The organism is Streptomyces sp. NBC_01351, from assembly GCF_036237315.1.
GTDB lineage: Bacteria > Actinomycetota > Actinomycetes > Streptomycetales > Streptomycetaceae > Streptomyces.
Genome location: NZ_CP108356.1, coordinates 5,038,611 through 5,058,331 on the forward strand (window position 1 = coordinate 5,038,611; position 19,721 = coordinate 5,058,331).

Below are 19,721 nucleotides of genomic sequence, written 5' to 3' on the forward strand. Positions count from 1 at the left end.
GCGTTTGTGGGAACTCCTGTGCGGACGGGCGATCGGCGTTGTTATGCTCCGACACGATTCGGAGGGGGACCGAGTCGAGGAGCCAGGCCGACCGGCCCGCGAGAGCGGCTGCACGGGGCCGGTACTGCGGCGTCCCCCTCTCCCTGTACTCGCCTGAGAGGGTGTTCGTGGACCCGACGCTACGACGATCGTTGCGCATGCGCCGAGGGCTGGGAGCCGCCACGCTGGCCCTGGTCACCGGCGCCGCGTCACTGACCGTGGCCCTGCCCGAAGCTGTCGCCGCCCCGGCTGCCGGCGCCCCCGCCGAGCTGGTGCTGCCCGCGGCCCCGCGGGGTCTCCCGGCCAGGGACCAGCTCTTCGTGGCGGGCGACACCGGCCTGCTGCACGCCCGTGAAGGCAGCGACCGGTTGCTGTGGACCCGGTACGACACCGGCGCCACCACCGACACCGGTCTGCGGCTGCCCGCCCCGGTCAGCGGGAACCTGGACGGCGGCGAGCCCGCAGGCGGTTACAGGGGAACCCCCGACCACCGCTACGGAACCTCCTCCGACACCGCGGCGATCCACACGGCGGCCACGGGGCAGGCTCCCGCCAAGGTCGACCTGTACGACCTGGCCACCGGCCGGCCGGTGGCACTCGGCACCGTCGCGATCCCGGCAGGGCAGACCTACTACGGGACGTACGGGCGCACCGTGCTGACCTTCGAGGGCAGCGGCTCCACCGTCACCGGCTGGTACCTGAACCGGCTCGACGGTGGCTCCACGGTCCGCACCAAGGTGGCGCTGCCCGCCGACGCGGTCCTCGCGACCTCGGTGCACGACGGCGACCAGAACTCGCTGATCCTGCGTCACCGCCTGGACAACCTCAGCCACTCCGTCCTCGTGGACGTCGTGACGGGGCAGACCACCCCACTGCCGGACGAGGGGGAGTTCGAGTTCTCGCACACCTTCCGGCTGGCCAAGGGCGCGGTGCTGCGCACCGGCGACCAGAACATGGTGGACGTGCTGGACCGGGCGCAGCCGCAGACCGTGCTGAGTTCCACGTACTTCAACCCGATGGGCGGCGAGCTGCGGCTGCTCGGCAACTGGCTGCTCAGCACCGAGCCCACTGCGGGAACCTCCGGTGACAACCGGGGTCGTCCGCTGAGCTTCGCGCCCCTCGGATCGACCTCCGGAATCATCGAGTACCTGCTGGAGTTCGCCGACAGCCAGCTGCTGCCCGCGCCGGACGGATCGCTCATCGCGGTCGGCAGCCCGAAGGCCCCCGCGTACGGAACCCAGCCGGAAACCGCCGTCCACCGGATCACCGCGGACGGTACCGCCAAGCCGCTGTCGGCCCGGCTGGCGGCCGTCCCCCCGGCACCCGCCACCGTCTTCGGCCTGTCGATCGGTGGTGGCGTGCTCACCGCCGCCTCCGACACCGTCCAGTTCCAGCCGGGCGACATCACCGGCGCGTACCGCAGCTACCGGGTCTCGAACGACGCGACCCCGGTGAAGACCTTCGAGACCCTCGACGGCACGCACTCCATCAGCAACTGCTACAGCTTCAACGCCGGCTGCGTCGGCCTCCGGTCCACCGGGGACGGCCGCTACCTGGAGCACGAGCCGGTGACCAGGAATGCGGCCGTCATCCGCAAAACCGGCAGCCGGGAATGGGCCGGCACCGTACCCACCGGTGACGTCAACGGGCTGCAGACCGCGGACGCCTCGGGCCGCTACGTGGTGCTCGCCCAGACCGCGTACGGCAACTTCACGTCCAACCACCCGGTGATCGTCGGCGATCTCGACACCCGTGCCCAGGTGTTCCAGACGCGGGCGACGGGCGTCGCCGTACAGGGCGACACGCTGTGGACTTCGAAGGAGGGCGACACCACCGTCTACGCCACCGACGTGCGGGGCGTGCTGGACCGCGGCACCTTCACCACGCCGTGCCCGGCCACGCTGCTGGAGGCCGTCGGGCGCTTCGTCAGCTGGGGCTGCCAGGACAACCAGGGCACGGTGCGCACCAGCGGTGTGTACGACACGGTGACCCGCCAGACCCTCTCGGTGCCGGTGCAGACCGTCGGCTGGTCCGACGTGACCTGGGGCCGGGAGTCCCTCCTCGGCGACGGCTATCTGGTACGCCAGGACCGGGCCACCGGCCGGCTGTTGCTGCTCGACTTCCACGACGGCATCAAGACCTCCGGCGGCGAGAACACCGTGCAGGTCCGCACGCTCGCCGAGGGTCAGGAATGGAAGTCCTTCCGTCAGCCGAACCGGTCCTGGGCCGTCGACCGCACCGGCGCGAACATCGTCTGGACCGACGCCGACGGGCAGCGCATCCACGTCGCCAACAACGGCATCCCGGCCCCCCAGGCCGGCGACCGCTTCACCGCGCTCTCCCCGGCACGACTGCTGGACACCCGCGAGGCCCTCGGCCGTCCCGGGACCCATCCGGTGGCGGCCGGCGGCGAGGTGTCGCTGCAGGTCGCGGGCCGGGGAGGGGTGCCGCAGTCCGGGGTGAAGGCGGTCGTGCTGAACGTGACCGTGACCGACACGAAGTCCGACGGCTACGTGACCGCCTGGCCGTCGGGCACCACGCGGCCGGACTCCTCCAACCTCAACTGGACGACCGGGCGAACCGTACCGAACCAGGTCGTGGTGGCGGTGGGTGAGGACGGCAAGGTGAACCTGCGCAACGCGGGCTGGGGCACGGCGCACCTGATCGCCGACGTCTTCGGCTACTACTCCGCGGATGCCGGCGGCAGCACCTTCACCCCGGCGGGCCCGGCACGGCTGCTGGACTCGCGGGAGGCGCTGGGCCGGCCGGGAACCACTCCGGTGCCGGCCAGTGGCGAGGTGTCGCTGCAGGTCGCGGGTCGTGGCGGTGTCCCGCAGAGCGGCGTCAAAGCCGTCGTGCTGAACCTGACCGTGACGGACGCGAAGGACCGCGGGTACCTGACGGCGTGGCCGTCGGGCAGCGAACGGCCGAACACGTCCAGCCTCAACTGGACGGCGGGCCAGACCGTACCCAACCACGTGGTGGTCCCGGTCGGTGCGGACGGCAAGGTGAAGCTGTTCAACGGCAGCTGGAACAGTGCCCACTTGGTCGCCGACGTCTTCGGCTACTACTCCGACGACCCGGCCGGCGGCACCTTCCACACCGCCGGTCCCAAGCGCATGTTCGACACCCGGACCACCGGCGCGGTGCCCGCGGGCGCGAGCACCGTGCTGGACCTCTCAGGAAGCCGGGAACTCGGGCGTGCCAAGGCGGTCGTGCTGAACGTGACGGTGACCGAGCCGAAGTCCGACGGCTACCTGACCGCGTGGCCCTCGGGCGCCACCCGTCCCGGCTCGTCCAACCTCAACTGGACGACCGGCAGCACCGTGGCCAACCTGGTGACGGTGCCGGTGGGCGCCGACGGCAAGGTGGAGTTCGCCAACAGCGGTTGGGGCTCCGCGCATGTGATCGTCGACCTCTTCGGCTACCTCGGCTGACCGGAAGATCCGTGGCTTGAGCCCGGACGCTGCCTCCACGCCGAGTACGGACTCGGCACGGAGGCAGCGACGGGCCGGCTCAATTGCCCCTGCAGTAAAAGCGGTTGCCGCTCGTACCGCAGCCTGACCAAGGTGCGGAAGCAGAAGGCAGAGCAGCATGGAACACCGTGCGGAATCCCGTCCGATCGCTTCGATCGGACGGGATTCCGTCGTTTCCGGGCCGAGCCGCCCGGTGGTCAGTGCGCCGCATCGAGCTATTGCGCTGTTCCGGGGTCAGGCCGAGGTGCACCGCGGCCAGGTTCTCGTCCGGTCGTCTTAGGCGCGTGCCGGACGTGCGCGGTGCGCGAGGAGGAGCAGGGTGGCCGGGACGAGTCCCAGGGGGAAGCCGGAGGGTACGAGGATCCAGCCGCCGACGAGGACCCATGCCGCCAGGGTCCAGGGCACGTAGCGCGGGACCTCCTGGCCGGTGCGGGCCATCCGGACGAGCAGCAGGCCGAGCAGGATCAGCGGGACGGTGAAGCTGCCGGGCAGGGCCCAGAAGAGGAGGAGCGAGTCGGCGTTGGCGGGGTCCTCGATGGCGGCCGGGCCGTGCAGTCGGCCGGTGAGCCAGTCGCCCCAGCTCGACCAGGTCTGGGGGACGAAGACGGCGAGGTGGGCCATGCCGATGGCTACGGTGCTGCGTCCCGCCCAGATGGTCAGGGTCCGGGCCCGGGCCGAGGGCGTGGTGGTGGGCGGAGTACTTACGGTACTTGCAGTTCCGATACTCATAGTTCCGTATGATGGACCCTGTGGAGCCTTCGAAGCAACCCGCGAAACAAACCACCGGCCGGCCGCGTGACAGCCGGGTGGACGACGCGATCCGTGACGCCGTACGCGAGTTGGTCCCGGAAGTGGGGTACGCCGCGCTGACCATGGACGCCGTGGCCGCCAAGGCGCGCGTGGGCAAGGCGGCCATCTACCGGCGCCACGCCTCGCGCGGCGAAATGGTCTTCTCCGTGCTCGTGCACGGGGGTGAGCCGGAGCCGCTGCCGGATACGGGGACGCTGCTCGGAGATCTCACCGCGCTCGCCACTCTGGTGCTCGGGACCTTCTCCGACCCTGTCGTTTCCGCCGTGACCCCCGGTCTGCTCGCCGACTTGAAGCAGCAGCCCGAGATCGCGGCGCGCTTCCAGGAGACCTTCATCGCCGGGGAGCGGACGGTGGTGGTGGGGCTGTTGGAACGGGCTCTTGAACGGGGTGAGTTGGCTGTGATGCCGGACCCCGCGATGGTTCATGCCGCCGTGCTGGGCACCGTCTTCGCCTGGGTGTTCCTGCTGGCCATGCCGCCTGACCCGGCCCTGGCGCCGGGTGTCGCCTCGATGGTCGTGGCCGGGATCGCAGAATGGGGTTCATGACGAACGTCGTTGATGGGGTTGGGCGGGTTGGCGGGACGGCCCAGGCGTGGGCGGCCCTCGGCGGGGCGCCGGAGCTGGCGGGGCGCGTGCGGTACAGGGGGGTCGGGGACCTGGGGGAAGGGCCGCTCCCGGTGGACGAGTTGGCGCGGTCCACGGTCGGGGTGTGCGCGCTGGCGGCGGCCGAGCTGGCCGCCGTACGGGCCGGTGGCGGGGCGGGTGACGTGGCTCCGCTCGTGGTGGACGAGGGCGCGGTCGCGACGGCGTTCGTCAGCGAGCGGCACCTGCGGGTGCAGGGGCGGGCGCCGGTGAGCTTCGCGCCGTTGTCCGGCTTCTGGCAGGCGGCGGACGGCGGGTGGGTGCGTACGCATGCCAACTACCCGCATCACGAGGCGGCGCTGGTGCGCGGGCTGGGGCTGCCGGCCGCGACGCCGGAGGCGCTGCGGGCGGCGGTTTCGGGGCGGCCGGCCGTCGAGGTGCAGGAGGCGGTGTACGCGGAGGGCGGGCTGGCCGTCGCGGTGGCCGAGGCGTACGGGGAGCCGCAGCCGCTGGTGGAGCCCGTACGGGAATCAGGCGCTCGGGGTCGGCGGCTCGGGCCGGCCCCCGTCGGGCGGCCCGCGGCCGGGGTGCGGGTGCTGGACCTGACCCGGGTCATAGCCGGGCCGGTGGCCACGCGGACGCTCGGGCTGCTGGGCGCGGACGTGCTGCGGATCGACCCGCCGGGGTTGCCCGAAGCGGACGACGCGTACGCGGACACAGGCTTCGGGAAGCGGTCGGCGCTGCTGGACCTGGCGGAGCCGGGGGACCGGGCGGTGTTCGAGGGGCTGCTGGCCGAGGCCGACGTGGTGGTGTCGGGATACCGGCCGGGAGCGCTGGAGCGGTACGGGCTGGGCGCGGCGGAGCTGCTGGAGCGGCGGCCGGGGCTGGTGGTGGCCGAGCTGTGCGCGTGGGGGTGGCGGGGGTGGGGCCCGTGGGCGGGGCGGAGGGGGTTCGACTCGTTGGTGCAGGCGGGGTACGGGATCGCTGCGCGCTGTGCGGGGGCGGGGGGTGTGCCGCGGGGTGTGCCCGGGGCGCTGCCGGCGCAGGCGCTGGACCACGGGACGGGGTACCTCGTGGCGGCCGGTGTGCTGAGGGCGCTGGCGGAGGGGGGTGGGCGGGGGCTGCGGTTCTCCCTCGCCGGGACGGGGTCGTGGCTGGTGCGGGGGTTGGGGGCGGGTGAGGGTTCTGCCGGTGCCGGTGCCGGTGCCGGTGCCGATGCCGGTGGCGGGTACTCGGCCGGGGGGTGGCTGCGGGAGGTGGACTCGGGGTACGGGGGGCTGCGGTACGCCGCGAGTCCCTTCGGGGATTGGGCGCGGGGGCCGTCGCGCTGGGGCGGGGACGCGGCCGTCTGGCTCCCGCGGGGGTAGGTGGGGGTGCGGCGCCGTTGCCGGGGGCGCTGCCCCAGGACCCCGCGCCTCAAACGCCGGCGAGGCTGAAGATGCCGCTGCGCGGCGGCCTGGGGCTCCGCCCCGGACCCTCCCCCAGACTCCGTCCGGGGGGACCCCCACTCCTCAAGCGCCGGAGGGGCTGAATGTGGCCCAGGTGGGGTGGATGTGGCCCAGGTGAGGTGGGAGGGTGCGGCGCCGTTGCTGGGGCTCTGCCCCAGGCCCTCCCCCAGACTCCGTCCGGGGGGACCCCCACTCCTCAAGCGCCGGAGGGGCTGGATGTTGCCCGGTGGGGCTGGGTGGGGCCCGGGGCCTAGTTGAGCGGCTTTGCCATGCAGCGGCTCGAGTCGTGGAAGCGGTAGAAGCCGAACTTGGGGGACATCGTGTAGCCCGAGGAGAGGTACAGGGCGATCGCCTCCGGCTGCTGGTCGCCCGTTTCGAGGACCATGCGGGTGCGGCCCGCCGCGCGGGCGTCGTCCTCCAGGGTGGCCAGGATGCGGCGGGCCAGGCCCAGGCCGCGGGCCTCCGGGACGACGTACATGCGCTTCAGCTCGGCGTCGCCGTCCGAGTAGCCCTCGTCGTTCTCCTCCTGGCTCCGCCAGCCGCCGCTCGCTATCGGGCTGCCCGAGGCGTCGTACGCGAGCAGGTAGAGACCCCGCGGCGGCTCGAACATCGTCGGGTCGAGGAACGTTTCATCACCCTCGCCGTCGTACCGCACCCGGTATTCGAGCTGTACCTGGTCGTTGAGCTTGACCGCGTCCGGGTGGTCGTACGGCGCGGTGCGGAGCTGGATCCCGTGAGACATCCGGACATCGTACGGAACGCTCCGGCTATGGTGCTGTGATGCTCATCGTGACCTCCGTGAACGTAAATGGAATCCGCGCCGCCGCCAAGAAGGGCTTCGGGCCGTGGCTGGAAGGCTCCGACGCCGATGTCGTCTGCCTGCAGGAGGTGCGGGCCGAGGAAGGGCAGATTCCGGAGGAGGTCCGGAAGCCCGAGGGGTGGCACACCGTGTTCGCGCCGGCCGCCGCCAAGGGGCGGGCCGGGGTCGCGCTGTACACGCGTCGGGAGCCCGAGCGGGTGCAGGTCGGATTCGGGAGCGAAGAGTTCGACGGCAGCGGGCGGTACGTGGAGATCGATCTGCCCGGCGTGACCGTGGCCAGCCTCTACCTGCCCTCCGGAGAGGCCGGGACCGAGAAGCAGGACGAGAAGTACCGGTTCATGGGGGAGTTCCGCACGTACCTGGAGGAGCTGAAGGTACGGGCCGCCGCCGACGGGCGTGAGGTCGTGGTGTGCGGCGACTGGAACATCTGCCACGAGGAAGCCGACCTCAAGAACTGGAAGACGAACCGGAAGAACGCCGGCTTCCTGCCCGAGGAGCGCGAGTGGCTCGGGAAGGTGTACGGGGAGGCGGGGTACGTGGACGTCGTGCGCGCGCTGCACCCGGACACCGAGGGGCCCTACTCCTGGTGGTCCTACCGCGGGCGGGCCTTCGACAACGACGCCGGCTGGCGCATCGACCTCCAGGTGGCGACCCCGGGGCTGGCCGCGAAGGCCGTGAAGGCCTTCGTGGAGCGGGCCGAGACGCACCCCGAGCGGTGGTCCGACCACGCGCCGGTGACGGTGGTCTACGAGCTCGGGGTCTGAGCCGCGGGCGGGGTCGGGGGCGAGGCCAGCAGGCGGTCCATCGCCATCGTGAGTTCGGCCTCGACCACGCTCTTCGCCAGCGGGCGCAGCCGGGTCGGGGCGTCCTCGCCCGGTATGTGGGCGGCGATGAGCTCCGTGAAGAGGGCCGCCATCGCGTCCGCGTGCGCGCGGACCTGGCGGCCGGTCTCCAGGACGGCCGCCAGCGGGACGCCCTCGCGGACCAGGGCCGAGGAGACGTCGAGCAGGCGCCGGCTCACGTGCACGATGGCGTCCCCGTCGACGGCCAGGTAGCCGAGGTCGAGCGAGGCGGCCAGGTTCTCCGGGGTGACCTCGCCCTCGAAGTAGTCGGCCAGGGCCTCGGGGGAGAGGCGGACGGGCGTTTCCTCCGACCAGCCGATGCCGAGCAGCTCGCCGAGCTGGCCCACGTCGCGGCCGCTCTCGAAGGCGGCGGTGAGCTCGGCGATGCCGCCGAGGGTGTGGCCGCGCTCCAGCAGGGCGGCGATGGTGCGCAGCCGGGCGAGGTGGTGATCGTCGTACCAGGCGATCCGGCCCTCGCGGCGCGGCGGCGGGAGCAGTTTGCGCTCGCGGTAGAAGCGCAGGGTCCGGACGGGGATGCCGGCCGCCTCGGCCAGTTCCTCCGTACGGTACTCACGCACTGTGTCTGCTTCCGTCTCGTCCTTCGCCACGGGCGCAGCCTATGGCGTACTGCCGGTAACTTTCCGCGCGCGACCCCTACCCATGAGTACGGGCCTGCTCTACTCTCCCGATTGTGCCAGTGATTGCTGGCAGTGTTGCAGATGCGGAAGGCGGCGGCATGGGCGGCATGGCTGGTGGGGTGGGCAAGCGCGAGCACGTGCGGGTGGCGGTGATCGGGTCCGGTTTCGGCGGACTCGGTGCGGCCGTGCGGTTGCGGCGCGAGGGGATCACCGACTTCGTCGTACTGGAGCGGGCCGACTCGGTGGGCGGGACCTGGCGCGACAACAGCTACCCGGGGTGCGCCTGCGACGTGCCCTCCCACCTGTACTCCTTCTCCTTCGCGCCCAACCCGGACTGGCCCCGCACCTTCTCCGGGCAGCCGGCCATCCGGGAGTACCTGGAGCACGTCGCCGACACCTTCGGGCTGCGCCGGCACATCCGGCTGAACCACGAGGTCCGGATGATGCGGTGGGACGCGGACGAGCTGCGCTGGGAGATCGAGACCTCGGCCGGCGAGCTGACCGCCGATGTCGTCGTCTCCGCGACGGGGCCGCTGTCCGACCCGAAGATGCCGGAGATCCCGGGGCTCGCCGAGTTCCCCGGCAAGGTCTTCCACTCCGCGCGCTGGGACCACGACTACGACCTCGCCGGCAAGCGCGTCGCCATGATCGGTACGGGTGCCTCCGCCATCCAGATCGTGCCCGCCATCGCCCCCGAGGTGGAGCGGCTGACGTTGTTCCAGCGGACCCCGCCGTGGGTCATGCCGCGCACCGACCGGGCCATCACCGCCGTGGAGCGCTGGCTGCACCGCCAGCTGCCCTTCACCCGGGCGGCGCGGCGCGGGCTGCTGTGGGGGATCCGGGAGCTCCAGGTCAGCGCCTTCACCAAGCGGCCGAACCAGCTCGGGCTGATCGAGTCGCTCGCCAAGGCCAACATGGCCCGTTCGATCAAGGACCCTGCGCTGCGGGCCAAGCTGACGCCCTCGTACCGGATCGGCTGCAAGCGGATCCTGCTGTCGAGCGAGTACTACCCGGCCCTGGCGAGGCCGAATGTGGACCTGGTCGCCTCCGGTTTGAAGGAGATCCGCGGCTCGGTGCTGGTCGCCGCCGACGGGACCGAGACCGAGGTCGACGCGATCGTCTTCGGTACGGGCTTCCACGTCACGGACATGCCGATCGCCGACCGGGTGGTGGGCGCGGAGGGCCAGACCCTCGCGGACGCCTGGAAGGACGGGATGCAGGCGCTGCGCGGGGCGACCGCGGCCGGCTTCCCCAACTGGATGACGATCATCGGCCCGAACACCGGGCTGGGGAACAGCTCGATGATCCTGATGATCGAGTCGCAGCTGAACTACATGGCGGATTACCTGCGGCAGCTCGGCGTGCTGGGGGGCAGGGTCGCGCTGGCGGCGCGGCCGTCGGCGGTGAACCAGTGGAACCGGCAGGTGCAGACGCGGATGGAGCGGACGGTGTGGAACACCGGCGGCTGCACCAGCTGGTACCTGGACGCGCAGGGGCGCAACACCACGGTGTGGCCGGGGACGACGGGGGAGTTCCGGAAGGAGACCCGGCAGGTCGACCTTGCCGAGTACGAGGTCGTACGGGTGCGGGAGCGGGAGCCGGCCGGTGTGGCTGCCTCGGTGTCGGCTCCCGCGGTGTCGGCTGCCGCCGCGGCGAAGTCGGGGCGCCGTCGGGCGGGCTCCGAGGGGTCCGGTGCGGCGCCGCTGTCGGGGGCTCTGCCCCCGAGCCCCCGCGCCTCAAACGCCGGCGAGGCTGGATTTGCCCCCGGCGGGGCCTCGAACGCAGGCGGGGCTGGATTTGCCTCCGGCGGGGCCTCGAACGCCGGCGGGGCTGGATTTGCCTCCGGCGGGGCCTCGAACGCAGGCGGGGCTGGATTTGCCTCCGGTGGGGGCTCGGATGTCGGCGGGGCTGGGTTGGGCTCCGGCCCGGCTGATGGGGTTCGTGCCGAGGAGGGGGCCGCGTGAGTCGGTTGATGCATGTCGGGTCCGGGCCCTTCGCGCCGCCCGTCGCGCGGCGGGAGCTTGTCGCGGTGTCCGCCGACGGGGCGCGGTTGCACGTCGAGGTGCACGGGGAGGACGGGGCGCCGGCCGTGGTGCTGGCTCACGGCTGGACCTGTTCCACCGCCTTCTGGGCCGCCCAGGTGCGGGAGCTGGCCAAGGGGCACCGGGTCATCGCCTACGACCAGCGCGGGCACGGCCGCAGCCCCGCCGGCGCCGCGCACGGTACGACCGCCCTCGCCGACGACCTCGTCGCGGTGCTCGGGGCCGCGCTGGCCCCCGGGGAGCGGGCGGTCGTCGCGGGGCACTCCATGGGCGGGATGACGATCATGGCGGCCGCCGGCCGGCCGGAGTTCGCCGAGCACGCCGCCGCCGCGCTGCTGTGCAGCACCGGCAGCTCCCGGCTGGTCGAGGAGGCGCGGGTGCTGCCGCTGCGCGCCGGGCGCGCGCGGACCCGCATCACCGGTGCGGTGCTCGGCTCCCGGGCCCCGCTCGGGCCGGTCACGCCCGTCGCCCGGAAAGTGCTCAAGTACGCCACCATGGGCCCCGGATCCGCCCCCGACCGGGTCGAGGCGTGCGCCCGGATCGTGCACGCCTGCCCGACCAAGGTGCGCCACGCGTGGTCCGAGGTGCTGGCGGGGCTCGACCTCGACGCGAACCTGGCCGCGCTCACCGTGCCCACGGCGGTGATCGGCGGCACCGTCGACCGGCTCACCCCGATCGTGCACGCCCGCGGCCTGGCCGCCGCGCTGCCGAACTGCGTCGGGCTGACGGAGCTGACCGGCATGGGGCACATGACCCCGATCGAGGCCCCCGAGGCCGTCACCCACGCGATACGCGAGCTTGTGGACGTACACGTGAAGGACACGAAGGAGAAGACGGGATGAGCAGGAATCTGGAAGGCCAGGTCGCCGTCGTCACCGGCGCCGCACGCGGGGTCGGCGAGCTGCTCGCCCGCAAGCTGTCCGCGCGCGGCGCGAAGATCGCGCTCGTCGGCCTGGAACCGGACGCCCTCAAGGAGGTGTCCGAGCGGCTGCACACCGACAGTGACCACTGGTACGCCGACGTCACCGACCACGAGGCCATGGCGCGCGTCGCGCAGGAGGTCAAGCAGCGCTTCGGGAAGGTCGACATCGTCGTCGCCAACGCGGGCGTGGCCTCCGGCGGGCCGTTCGTCGACTCCGACCCCGACGCCTGGCGCCGGGTCATCGAGGTCAACCTCATCGGCGGGGCCGTCACGGCGCGCGCGTTCCTGCCCGTACTGATGGAGAGCCGCGGCTACTTCCTGCAGATCGCCTCGCTCGCCGCGATCACCCCGGCCCCGATGATGACCGCGTACTGCGCCTCCAAGTCGGGTGTCGAGGCCTTCGCGCACTGTCTGCGCGCCGAGGTCGGCTACAAGGGCGTCAAGGTCGGCGTCGGCTACCTCTCCTGGACCGACACCGACATGGTGCGCGGCGCCGACCAGGACGAGGTCATGAAGGAGCTGCGGCAGCGGCTGCCGTGGCCGTCGAACCGCACCTACCCGCTGGGCCCGGCCGTCGACCGGATCGTGGCGGGCATCGAGCGCCGCTCGGCGCACGTGTACGCGCAGTGGTGGCTGCGCGGGATGCAGGGGGTGCGCGGATACCTGCCCGGGATCATCTCGTCAGTCGGACAGCGCGAGATGAAGCGGTTCGAACCGCGACTGGCCGGTGTTTCCAAGGGACTTGTGGGGGCCGGCGGGGCTGCCGACGAGAAAGAGCGTGCTCAGGGCCATTGATCAAAATGCGAGCTTTGTCCTCCCGTGCAAGTCTGGTCGAGGCCCAACCACCGACACCCCTCATGGAGTGAAAAGCATGGGTATCAAGGACCAGTTCCAGGACAAGGCCGAGCGGCTCGCGGCGCAGGCGAAGGAGCAGCTCGGCGGGGCGAAGGACGAAACCTCCGAGCGTTCCTCGCAGGCCGCCGACCAGGCGAAGCAGCGGGGACAGGAGCAGGCCGACTCGGCCCGCGCCCGGTTCGACGACGACTTCGACGCCTGAGGATCAGCGCAGCCGAGCTGACGGCCTGACTGCTGCCAGGCCCGCACCGCACACAGCGCCGAGGGGCGCGATCCGCACCTCCCCCAGCTACCGCTGGGAGGGGCCCCCAGCGGATCGCGCCCCTTTCGCATGCCCCGTGTTACGGCCCCTTGCCTACGGCCGCGGCGGCAGCTTCGGGCGGCGGCGGTCCGGGACGTCCGTGTAGCCGGGGGGCACCGCGGCCGGGTCCTGTTCGAGCAGTTCCAGTGCCAGGTGCACGGCGTCGTCGAGCTGGGCGTGCCGGCCCTCGGCCCAGTCGAGCGGGGTGCGCAGGATCGCCAGGTCCGGTTCCACGCCGTGGTTCTCCACCGACCAGCCGTACTCCGGGAACCACGCGGCGTTCATCGGCACCGTGATCACCGTGCCGTCGCCGAGTGTGTGCCGCCCGGTCATGCCGACCACCCCGCCCCAGGTGCGCTGGCCGACCACCGGGCCCAGCCCCAGCAGCTTGAAGGCCGCGGTGATCATGTCCCCGTCCGAGGAGGTCGCCTCGTCGGCGAGCGCCACGATCGGGCCGCGGGGCGCGTTGGAGGCGTACGACACCGGCTGCGCGTTGCGCGTCAGGTCCCAGCCGAGGATCGAGCGGGTCAGCTTCTCCACCACCAGCTCGCTGATGTGCCCGCCCGCGTTGCCGCGTACGTCGACGATCAGTGCGGGCCGGGACATCTCCATGCGCAGGTCGCGGTTGAACTGTGCCCAGCCCGAGCCGCCCATGTCGGGGATGTGCAGGTAGCCGCACCGGCCGCCGCTGATCTCGCGGACCACCGCGCGCCGCTTGGCCACCCAGTCCTGGTAGCGCAGCGGCCGTTCGTCGATCAGCGGCACGATCGCGACCCGGCGGGCCCGGCCCTCGCCCTCGGCTGGGGTGAAGGTCAGCTCGACGGTGGTGCCGCCCGCGGCCGACAGCAGCGGGTACGGCCCGGCGACCGGGTCCACGGGCCGGCCGTCGACGTGGGTGAGCACCGCGCCCTCCCGGATTCCGGTGCCCGCCAGGGGGGAGCGGGCCTTGGAGTCGGAGGACTCGCCGGGCAGGATCCGGCTGACCACCCACGCCCCGTCCCGGTGGACGAGGTTGGCGCCGAGCAGCCCGATGGCCCGCTGGTAGTGCGGGGGGCCTTCGTTGCGGCGCGCGGGCGAGACGTACGCGTGCGAGGTGCCGAGTTCGCCCAGGACCTCGCGCAGCAGGTCGGCGAACTCGTCGGGGGAGGCGACCCGTTCGACCAGGGAGCGGTACTGGCGCAGCACCCCGTCCCAGTCGATGCCGCACATCTTCGGCTCCCAGAAGTACGCGCGGATGATCCGCCCGGCCTCCTCGAAGGCCTGGCGCCACTCGGCCGCCGGGTCCACCTCGTGCAGGATGCGCCGCAGGTCGAGGTAGACGGTCGAGTCGCTGTCGCCGGACTCGGTCGCGGGGACGGCGCGCAGGTCGCCGTCGTCGTTGACGACGAGCCGGGTGCCGTCGCCGCTGACCGCGAACCAGTCCAGCCCGGAGGCCAGTTCCGTCTTGCGGGCCTTGGTGAGGTCGAAGTGCTCCAGCGTCGGCTTGCCGCTGATGTCGTTCGGGTTGGCGAAGGTCTCGCCGAGGGCGCCCGAGATCGGCCAGCGCAGCCAGACCAGCCCGCCGCCGCTCACCGGGTACAGGGCCGAGTACTTGGAGGCGGTCACCGGGAAGGGGGTGACCCGGCTCTCCAGCCCCTCCACCTCCACGGTCACCGTGCCGTCGCCGGTGTCGCCCTCCGCCGGGTCGAGTCCGCCCGCGGCGGGCCGGCCCTCGGCGGAGAGCGCGAAGGGGGAGGGGGTGGCCGAGGACAGCGGCACCAGGTAGGGGCGGCAGCCCAGCGGGAAGGAGAGGTCGCCGGTGTGCACGTCGTAGACCGGGTCGAAGCCGCGCCAGGACAGGAAGGCCAGGTAGCGGCCGTCCCGGGTGAAGACCGGGTTCTCGTCCTCGAAGCGGCCGTTGGTGACGTCCACGATGACGCGCGGCCCGGGCCCGGCGATCCGGGCCATCTTGATCTGCCGCAGCGAGCGCCCGATGCCGGGGTGCGACCAGGTCAGCCAGGCCCCGTCGGGGGAGAACGCCAGGTCGGTGACGGGCCCGTTGATGGACCGGATGAGCTCGGTGACCTCCCCTCCCCCAGACTCCTCGGACGCGTCGATGAGCAGCAGCCGCCCGTCGTTGGAGGCGATCGCGAGCCGCTCCCCGTCCGGGTCGGACAGCAGCTCCAGTACGCGGCCCAGCTCGCCGGAGGCCAGCCGGCGCGGCTCCCGGTCCCCGGAGGCCCGGGGGAGGTAGGCGATCTCGATCGCGTCCTCGCCCTCGGCGTCCGTCACGTAGGCCACCTGGCCGCCGGAGCCGAGCATCTCGGGCAGCCGTACCCGTACGCCCGGGGTGTCGGCGATGGTCCGGGCCGGCCCGTCGCGGTGGGTCAGCCAGTACAGGCTGCCGCGCACCACGACGGCGCTGGCCCGCCCGGTGGCGTCGACGGAGAGGGAGTCGACGTGGCTGGCGGCCGGGACCTGGTAGGTGCGCCGCCCGGCGCGCGGGCCGCCGAGGCGGACGTCGAGCTTGCGGGGGACGGCGTCCGGGTCGAGGGAGTCGACGAGCCAGATGTCCCCGGCGCACTGGTAGACGATCCGGCGGCCGTCGCTGGAGGCGTGCCGTGCGTAGAACTCCTCGTGGTCGGTGTGGCGGCGCAGGCCGGTGCCGTCGGGGAGGCAGGAGTAGAGGTTGCCGACGCCCTCGTGGTCGGAGAGGAAGGCGATGCGGCCGCCCACGAACATGGGGGCGTCGAGGTGCCCGTCGATGTCCTCCAGCAGCCGCTCGCCGTGCAGCCACAGCCGGCCGGTGGCGCCGCCCCGGTAGCGCTTCCAGGCGGCGGGCTCGTGCGGGGGCTTGCCGGTGAGGAGCAGGGTGCGGTGCTCGCCGTCGATGTCGGCGACCTGGATGTCGGAGACGGGCCCCCAGGGCAGGCGCCCGCCGGGGCTGCCGTCCGTGGGCACTTTGTAGGCCCAGGAGTAGTAGGAGAACGGCTGGCCGTGCGAGGAGACCGCGAGGACGTTGCCGTCCGGGTCCCAGCCACAGACGCGGGTGTCGGTGGCGCCCCAGTGGCTGAGTCGGCGGACCGGACCGCCGTGCACGGGGGCGAGGTGGATCTCTGGGTCGAGGCTGCGCCAGGTGGTGTAGGCGATGTGGCTGCCGTCGGGGGAGAAGCGGGGGTGGCTGACCCTGGTCCGGTCGACGGTCAGGCGCCAGGCCCGGCCGACCGGATCTCCAGGGGGAACCAAGGGGGCCACCCAAAGATCGTCTTCGGTGGCGAAGCACAGCAGGTCGTCGTGCAGGTGCGGGAACCGGAGGTACGCGACGTCGTGACTCACCCCCTAATGCTTTCCGCGCCAGGGAGGCCTGGCAACTCGTACAGGTGATCCATGCCACTCCGACAAGCGAAACGGAACGGTTTCGTTTCGCTGGAGCCGGGGGTATCGTCTTATGAGTACGGAATGGTTTCGTTTCGATGGGCAGTGCGTTCGGATGGGAGGCCCGGGATGACCGAGGCGAATGTGTCACGGCGCAGCCGGATCACCCCCGAACGGCAGGCCGAGCTGCACGAGGCGGTCCTCGACCTCCTGCGTGACGTCGGCTACGAGGCGCTGACCATGGACGCGATCGCCGCCCGTACGAAGTCCAGCAAGGCCACCCTCTACCGCCAGTGGGGGAGCAAGCCGGAACTGGTCGCCAAGGCCCTGCGATGTACGCAGCCCGTCTCGCTGCGGGAAATCGACACGGGCAGCCTGCGCGGAGACTTCGCGCGCATGGTGGAGCACTCCGACGACGCGCAGATGGCCAAGGACACCGCACTGATGCGGGGTCTGGCCCATGCCGTCCACGAGAGCCCGGAGCTCCACAAGGCGTTGCGCGACCTGCTCGTCGACCCGGAGATCAACGGTCTCCAGACGATGCTGCGGCGCGCGGTGGACCGGGGCGAGATCCGCCCGGACTGCCCCGCCCTCGACTTCGTACCGCACATGCTCATCGGGGCGTTCATCGCGCTCCCGCTGATCGAGGACCGTTCGGTGGACCGGACCTTCCTCGGTGACTTCATCGACGCCGTGGTCTTCCCCGCCCTCGGCGTCTGATCCTCCCCGTCTCGACCCGTCCCCACCGCTCGACGCTTCTCGCTGCTCCTGACACGCCGCTCTCGTCGTCGGGCCGGCTTTTCCTGCCCTTTCCATCCCACGACCTGAACGGGAGAACCACCCTCGTGGCTACCTTCCTCTACCGGCTCGGCCGCGGCGCCTTCCGGCAACGACGCTTCGTCGCCCTCGCATGGGTGGCGCTGCTGGTCCTCGCCGTCTTCGGCGCGGCCTCGGCCTCGGCGCCCACCTCCGGCTCGTTCTCGATACCCGGCACGGAGGCCCAGAAGGCCTTCGACCTGCTGGACCAGCGCTTCCCGGGCATGGCCGCCGACGGCGCCACCGCCCGCATCGTCATCAAGGCGCCGGAGGGCGCGAAGGTCACCGACGCCGGCCCCAAGGTCGAGGTCGAGAAGATCGTCGAAGACCTCAAGTCCGGTCCGGGCGAGGACCAGATCTCCTCGGTCACCGACCCGTACCAGGCGCAGGCCGTGAGCCAGGACGGTTCCACCGCCTACATCAGCGCCAAGTACAAGGTCAGCGGCATGGAGCTGACCGATGCCACCCGCGAGGCGCTGAAGGACTCCGGCGCACTGGCCCAGGAGCAGGGGCTCACCGTCGAGATCGGCGGTGACGCGCTGATGGCGGCGCCCGAGACCGGCTCCGGCGAGATCATCGGCATCATGGTCGCCGCGATCGTCCTCGTCATCACCTTCGGCTCGCTGATCGCGGCCGGTCTGCCGCTGCTGACCGCGCTGATCGGCGTGGGCATCGGCGTCTCCTCCATCACCGCCCTCGCCAACGTGCTGGACCTGGGCAACACCACCTCCACCCTCGCGATGATGATCGGCCTCGCGGTCGGCATCGACTACGCCCTCTTCATCGTCTCCCGCTACCGCGCGGAGCTCGCCGAGGGCCGTGAGCGCGACGAAGCCGCGGGCCGCGCCGCCGGAACCGCCGGCTCCGCCGTCGTCTTCGCCGGTCTGACCGTGGTCATCGCCCTCGTGGGCCTGGCCGTCGTCAACATCCCGATGCTGACCAAGATGGGCGTCGCGGCCGCCGGCACGGTGGTCATCGCGGTGCTCGTCGCCCTGACGCTGGTCCCGGCCATCCTCGGCTTCGCGGGCAAGAAGGTCCTGCCGGCGGGCGAGAAGAGCAAGCTGTTCGGCAAGGGCAAGCCCGCCGACGCCAAGCCCAAGGCCAACGGCGGCACCCGCTGGGCCCGCTTCGTCCTGCGCCGCCCGGTCATGGTCCTGCTGGCCGGTGTGATCGGTCTCGGCGTCATCGCGATCCCCGCCGGCAAGCTGGAGATGGGCCTGCCCGACGACGGCGCCCAGCCGGTCTCCACCACCCAGCGCAAGGCGTACGACCTGCTGTCCGACGGCTTCGGCCCCGGCTTCAACGGCCCGCTGATGGTGGTCGTGGACGGCGGCAAGGAGCTCGCCGACCAGACCGTCGACCGGATCAAGGGCCTGGACGGGGTGGCCGCGGTCACCCCGCCGATGCTCAACGAGGCCGGCAACGCGGCGATCATCAACGTGATCCCCAAGGACCGCCCGTCCTCGGTCGAGACCGAGAACCTGGTCCACGAGATCCGCGAAGCCAACGGGGACGACGTCCTCGTCAGCGGCGCCACCGCGATGAACATCGACTTCTCGCAGAAGATGAACGACGCGCTGCTGCCCTACCTGGCGCTCGTCGTCGGTCTCGCCTTCCTGCTGCTGATGCTGGTGTTCCGCTCGATCCTGGTCCCGCTCAAGGCGGCCCTCGGCTTCCTGCTCTCGGTCGTCGCCGCCCTCGGCGCGGTCGTCGCGGTCTTCCAGTGGGGCTGGCTCGGCTCGATCTTCGGGGTGGAGCAGACCGGTCCGATCATGTCGATGATGCCGATCTTCATGGTGGGCGTGGTCTTCGGACTGGCCATGGACTACGAGGTCTTCCTCGTCACCCGGATGCGGGAGGCGTACGTCCACGGCGAGCGCCCGGGCCAGGCCGTGGTGACCGGCTTCCAGTACAGCGCCCGGGTGGTCGTGGCCGCGGCCGTCATCATGATCGCGGTGTTCGCGGGCTTCATGGGGGCCAGTGACCAGATGGTCAAGATGATCGGCTTCGGCCTGGCCGTCGCGGTCTTCTTCGACGCCTTCGTGGTCCGCATGGCCATCGTCCCGGCGGTGCTGGCCCTGCTCGGCCACAAGGCCTGGTGGCTGCCCGCGTGGCTCGACAAGCTGCTGCCGAACGTCGACGTCGAGGGCGAGAGCCTGCGCAAGCACCTCGCCGACTCCGAGGACGGGCCCGAGGGCCCGGACAAGAACCGCGAGCTGGTCAACGCCTGACCCCGCATGCGAACGGCCCGGCCCCGTACCCCCGATCGGGGGGTACGGGGCCTGGGGGTACCTCCCAGCGGTAGCTGGGGGAGCCTGTTCCGTGCGCGAAACGCCGGCGCCCTTACACGCCGGCCGGGGCGTACGTACGGCGCAGGAAGCGGCGCAGGGCCGCGATGTCGAACTGCACCACCGCTACGCCATCGGGGGAGTGGAACTCGACGACCGCCTGGACGCGGCCGCAGGGCCAGACGCGTACGTCTCCGGTCCCCGTCGGCGCCTGGAGGCCGGCCTCCAGCAGGGCGCGGGGGAAAACCCACTCGTTGTCCGTGCCCTCGGGGGACACGTCGGCTGGGAAGACGATGCGTACGGCCAGCGGCTCGGAGGCGGCGAAGCGCAGGGCCACCGGAATCTTCCGGTAGAGCGGATCGTCGCTGATCACGCGCGCGATGACGCGCTCCTCGACGGCGGTGGGGGTGGCGGTCGCGGCGGGATTCTCGGCGGTGGCTGACATCGACAGCACTCCTCGAATCGGAGCAAATGAGTCCGTTTGTTCCG

At 72.0% G+C, this 19,721-nt stretch carries 14 protein-coding genes and 1 pseudogene; 10 read left to right on the forward strand and 5 right to left on the reverse strand.

Going from position 1 to position 19,721, the window contains the following annotated elements:
• Positions 1-197 precede the first annotated feature (197 nt).
• The gene (locus OG625_RS23325; RefSeq protein WP_329384472.1) at positions 198-3,476 is read left to right on the forward strand and encodes a hypothetical protein; all 3,279 of its coding nucleotides are present in this window, start codon (positions 198-200) and stop codon (positions 3,474-3,476) included.
• A gap of 315 nt (positions 3,477-3,791) precedes the next feature.
• Here OG625_RS23325 and OG625_RS23330 read toward each other — a convergent pair whose 3' ends face one another.
• Positions 3,792-4,244 (reverse strand): DUF6463 family protein, encoded by a 453-nt coding sequence (locus OG625_RS23330; RefSeq protein WP_329384476.1) that lies wholly within the window; start codon positions 4,242-4,244, stop codon positions 3,792-3,794.
• 20 nt (positions 4,245-4,264) lie between these two features.
• On the opposite strand from OG625_RS23330, the gene OG625_RS23335 reads away from it, so the two are divergent.
• Both OG625_RS23335 and OG625_RS23340 read left to right on the forward strand, forming a co-directional pair.
• On the forward strand, positions 4,265-4,870 hold the full coding sequence (locus OG625_RS23335) for a TetR/AcrR family transcriptional regulator (RefSeq protein ID WP_329384479.1): 606 nt from the start codon (positions 4,265-4,267) through the stop codon (positions 4,868-4,870).
• Positions 4,867-6,273 carry a CoA transferase gene (locus tag OG625_RS23340; RefSeq protein WP_329384482.1) on the forward strand — a complete coding sequence of 469 codons (1,407 nt, stop codon included), beginning with the start codon at positions 4,867-4,869 and terminating at the stop codon, positions 6,271-6,273. Before OG625_RS23335 ends, OG625_RS23340 begins: the two co-directional genes overlap by 4 nt.
• Positions 6,274-6,604: 331 nt before the next feature.
• On the opposite strand, the gene OG625_RS23345 is transcribed toward OG625_RS23340, so the two are convergent.
• Positions 6,605-7,096 carry a GNAT family N-acetyltransferase gene (locus tag OG625_RS23345; RefSeq protein ID WP_329384485.1) on the reverse strand — a complete coding sequence of 164 codons (492 nt, stop codon included), beginning with the start codon at positions 7,094-7,096 and terminating at the stop codon, positions 6,605-6,607.
• Between the two features lie 38 nt (positions 7,097-7,134).
• Here OG625_RS23345 and OG625_RS23350 point away from each other — a divergent pair, with 38 nt between their 5' ends.
• Positions 7,135-7,938: an exodeoxyribonuclease III gene (locus OG625_RS23350; RefSeq protein WP_329384488.1), complete on the forward strand. Its 804-nt coding sequence runs from the start codon at positions 7,135-7,137 to the stop codon at positions 7,936-7,938.
• Here OG625_RS23350 and OG625_RS23355 read toward each other — a convergent pair.
• Entirely contained in the window at positions 7,920-8,624 is a 705-nt protein-coding gene (locus tag OG625_RS23355; RefSeq protein ID WP_329384491.1) for a MerR family transcriptional regulator, read from the reverse strand. The genes OG625_RS23350 and OG625_RS23355 overlap by 19 nt on opposite strands.
• 149 nt (positions 8,625-8,773) lie before the next feature.
• Between OG625_RS23355 and OG625_RS23360 the strand changes: the two are divergent.
• From OG625_RS23360 to OG625_RS23375, 4 genes and pseudogenes are all read left to right on the forward strand, one after another.
• Positions 8,774-10,306: pseudogene (locus OG625_RS23360) on the forward strand (flavin-containing monooxygenase); the annotation flags it as partial.
• Between the two features lie 308 nt (positions 10,307-10,614).
• Entirely contained in the window at positions 10,615-11,538 is a 924-nt protein-coding gene (locus OG625_RS23365) for an alpha/beta fold hydrolase (RefSeq protein WP_329384494.1), read from the forward strand.
• Entirely contained in the window at positions 11,535-12,413 is an 879-nt protein-coding gene (locus OG625_RS23370) for an SDR family oxidoreductase (RefSeq protein ID WP_329384497.1), read from the forward strand. Before OG625_RS23365 ends, OG625_RS23370 begins: the two co-directional genes overlap by 4 nt.
• 76 nt (positions 12,414-12,489) lie before the next feature.
• On the forward strand, positions 12,490-12,675 hold the full coding sequence (locus OG625_RS23375; protein WP_329384501.1) for a hypothetical protein: 186 nt from the start codon (positions 12,490-12,492) through the stop codon (positions 12,673-12,675).
• Positions 12,676-12,828: 153 nt separating this feature from the next.
• Here OG625_RS23375 and OG625_RS23380 read toward each other — a convergent pair whose 3' ends face one another.
• On the reverse strand, positions 12,829-16,089 hold the full coding sequence (locus tag OG625_RS23380) for a S41 family peptidase (RefSeq protein WP_329384504.1): 3,261 nt from the start codon (positions 16,087-16,089) through the stop codon (positions 12,829-12,831).
• A gap of 168 nt (positions 16,090-16,257) precedes the next feature.
• Here OG625_RS23380 and OG625_RS23385 point away from each other — a divergent pair, with 168 nt between their 5' ends.
• Positions 16,258-16,848, forward strand: coding sequence for a TetR/AcrR family transcriptional regulator (locus OG625_RS23385; protein WP_329384507.1), 591 nt, complete (start codon positions 16,258-16,260; stop codon positions 16,846-16,848).
• Positions 16,849-16,973: 125 nt separating this feature from the next.
• On the forward strand, positions 16,974-19,175 hold the full coding sequence (locus OG625_RS23390; RefSeq protein WP_329384511.1) for an MMPL family transporter: 2,202 nt from the start codon (positions 16,974-16,976) through the stop codon (positions 19,173-19,175).
• A gap of 112 nt (positions 19,176-19,287) precedes the next feature.
• Here the strand turns inward: OG625_RS23390 and OG625_RS23395 are convergent, their stop codons facing one another.
• Positions 19,288-19,677 carry an SsgA family sporulation/cell division regulator gene (locus OG625_RS23395; protein ID WP_329384515.1) on the reverse strand — a complete coding sequence of 130 codons (390 nt, stop codon included), beginning with the start codon at positions 19,675-19,677 and terminating at the stop codon, positions 19,288-19,290.
• Between the last annotated feature and the right edge of the window lie 44 nt (positions 19,678-19,721).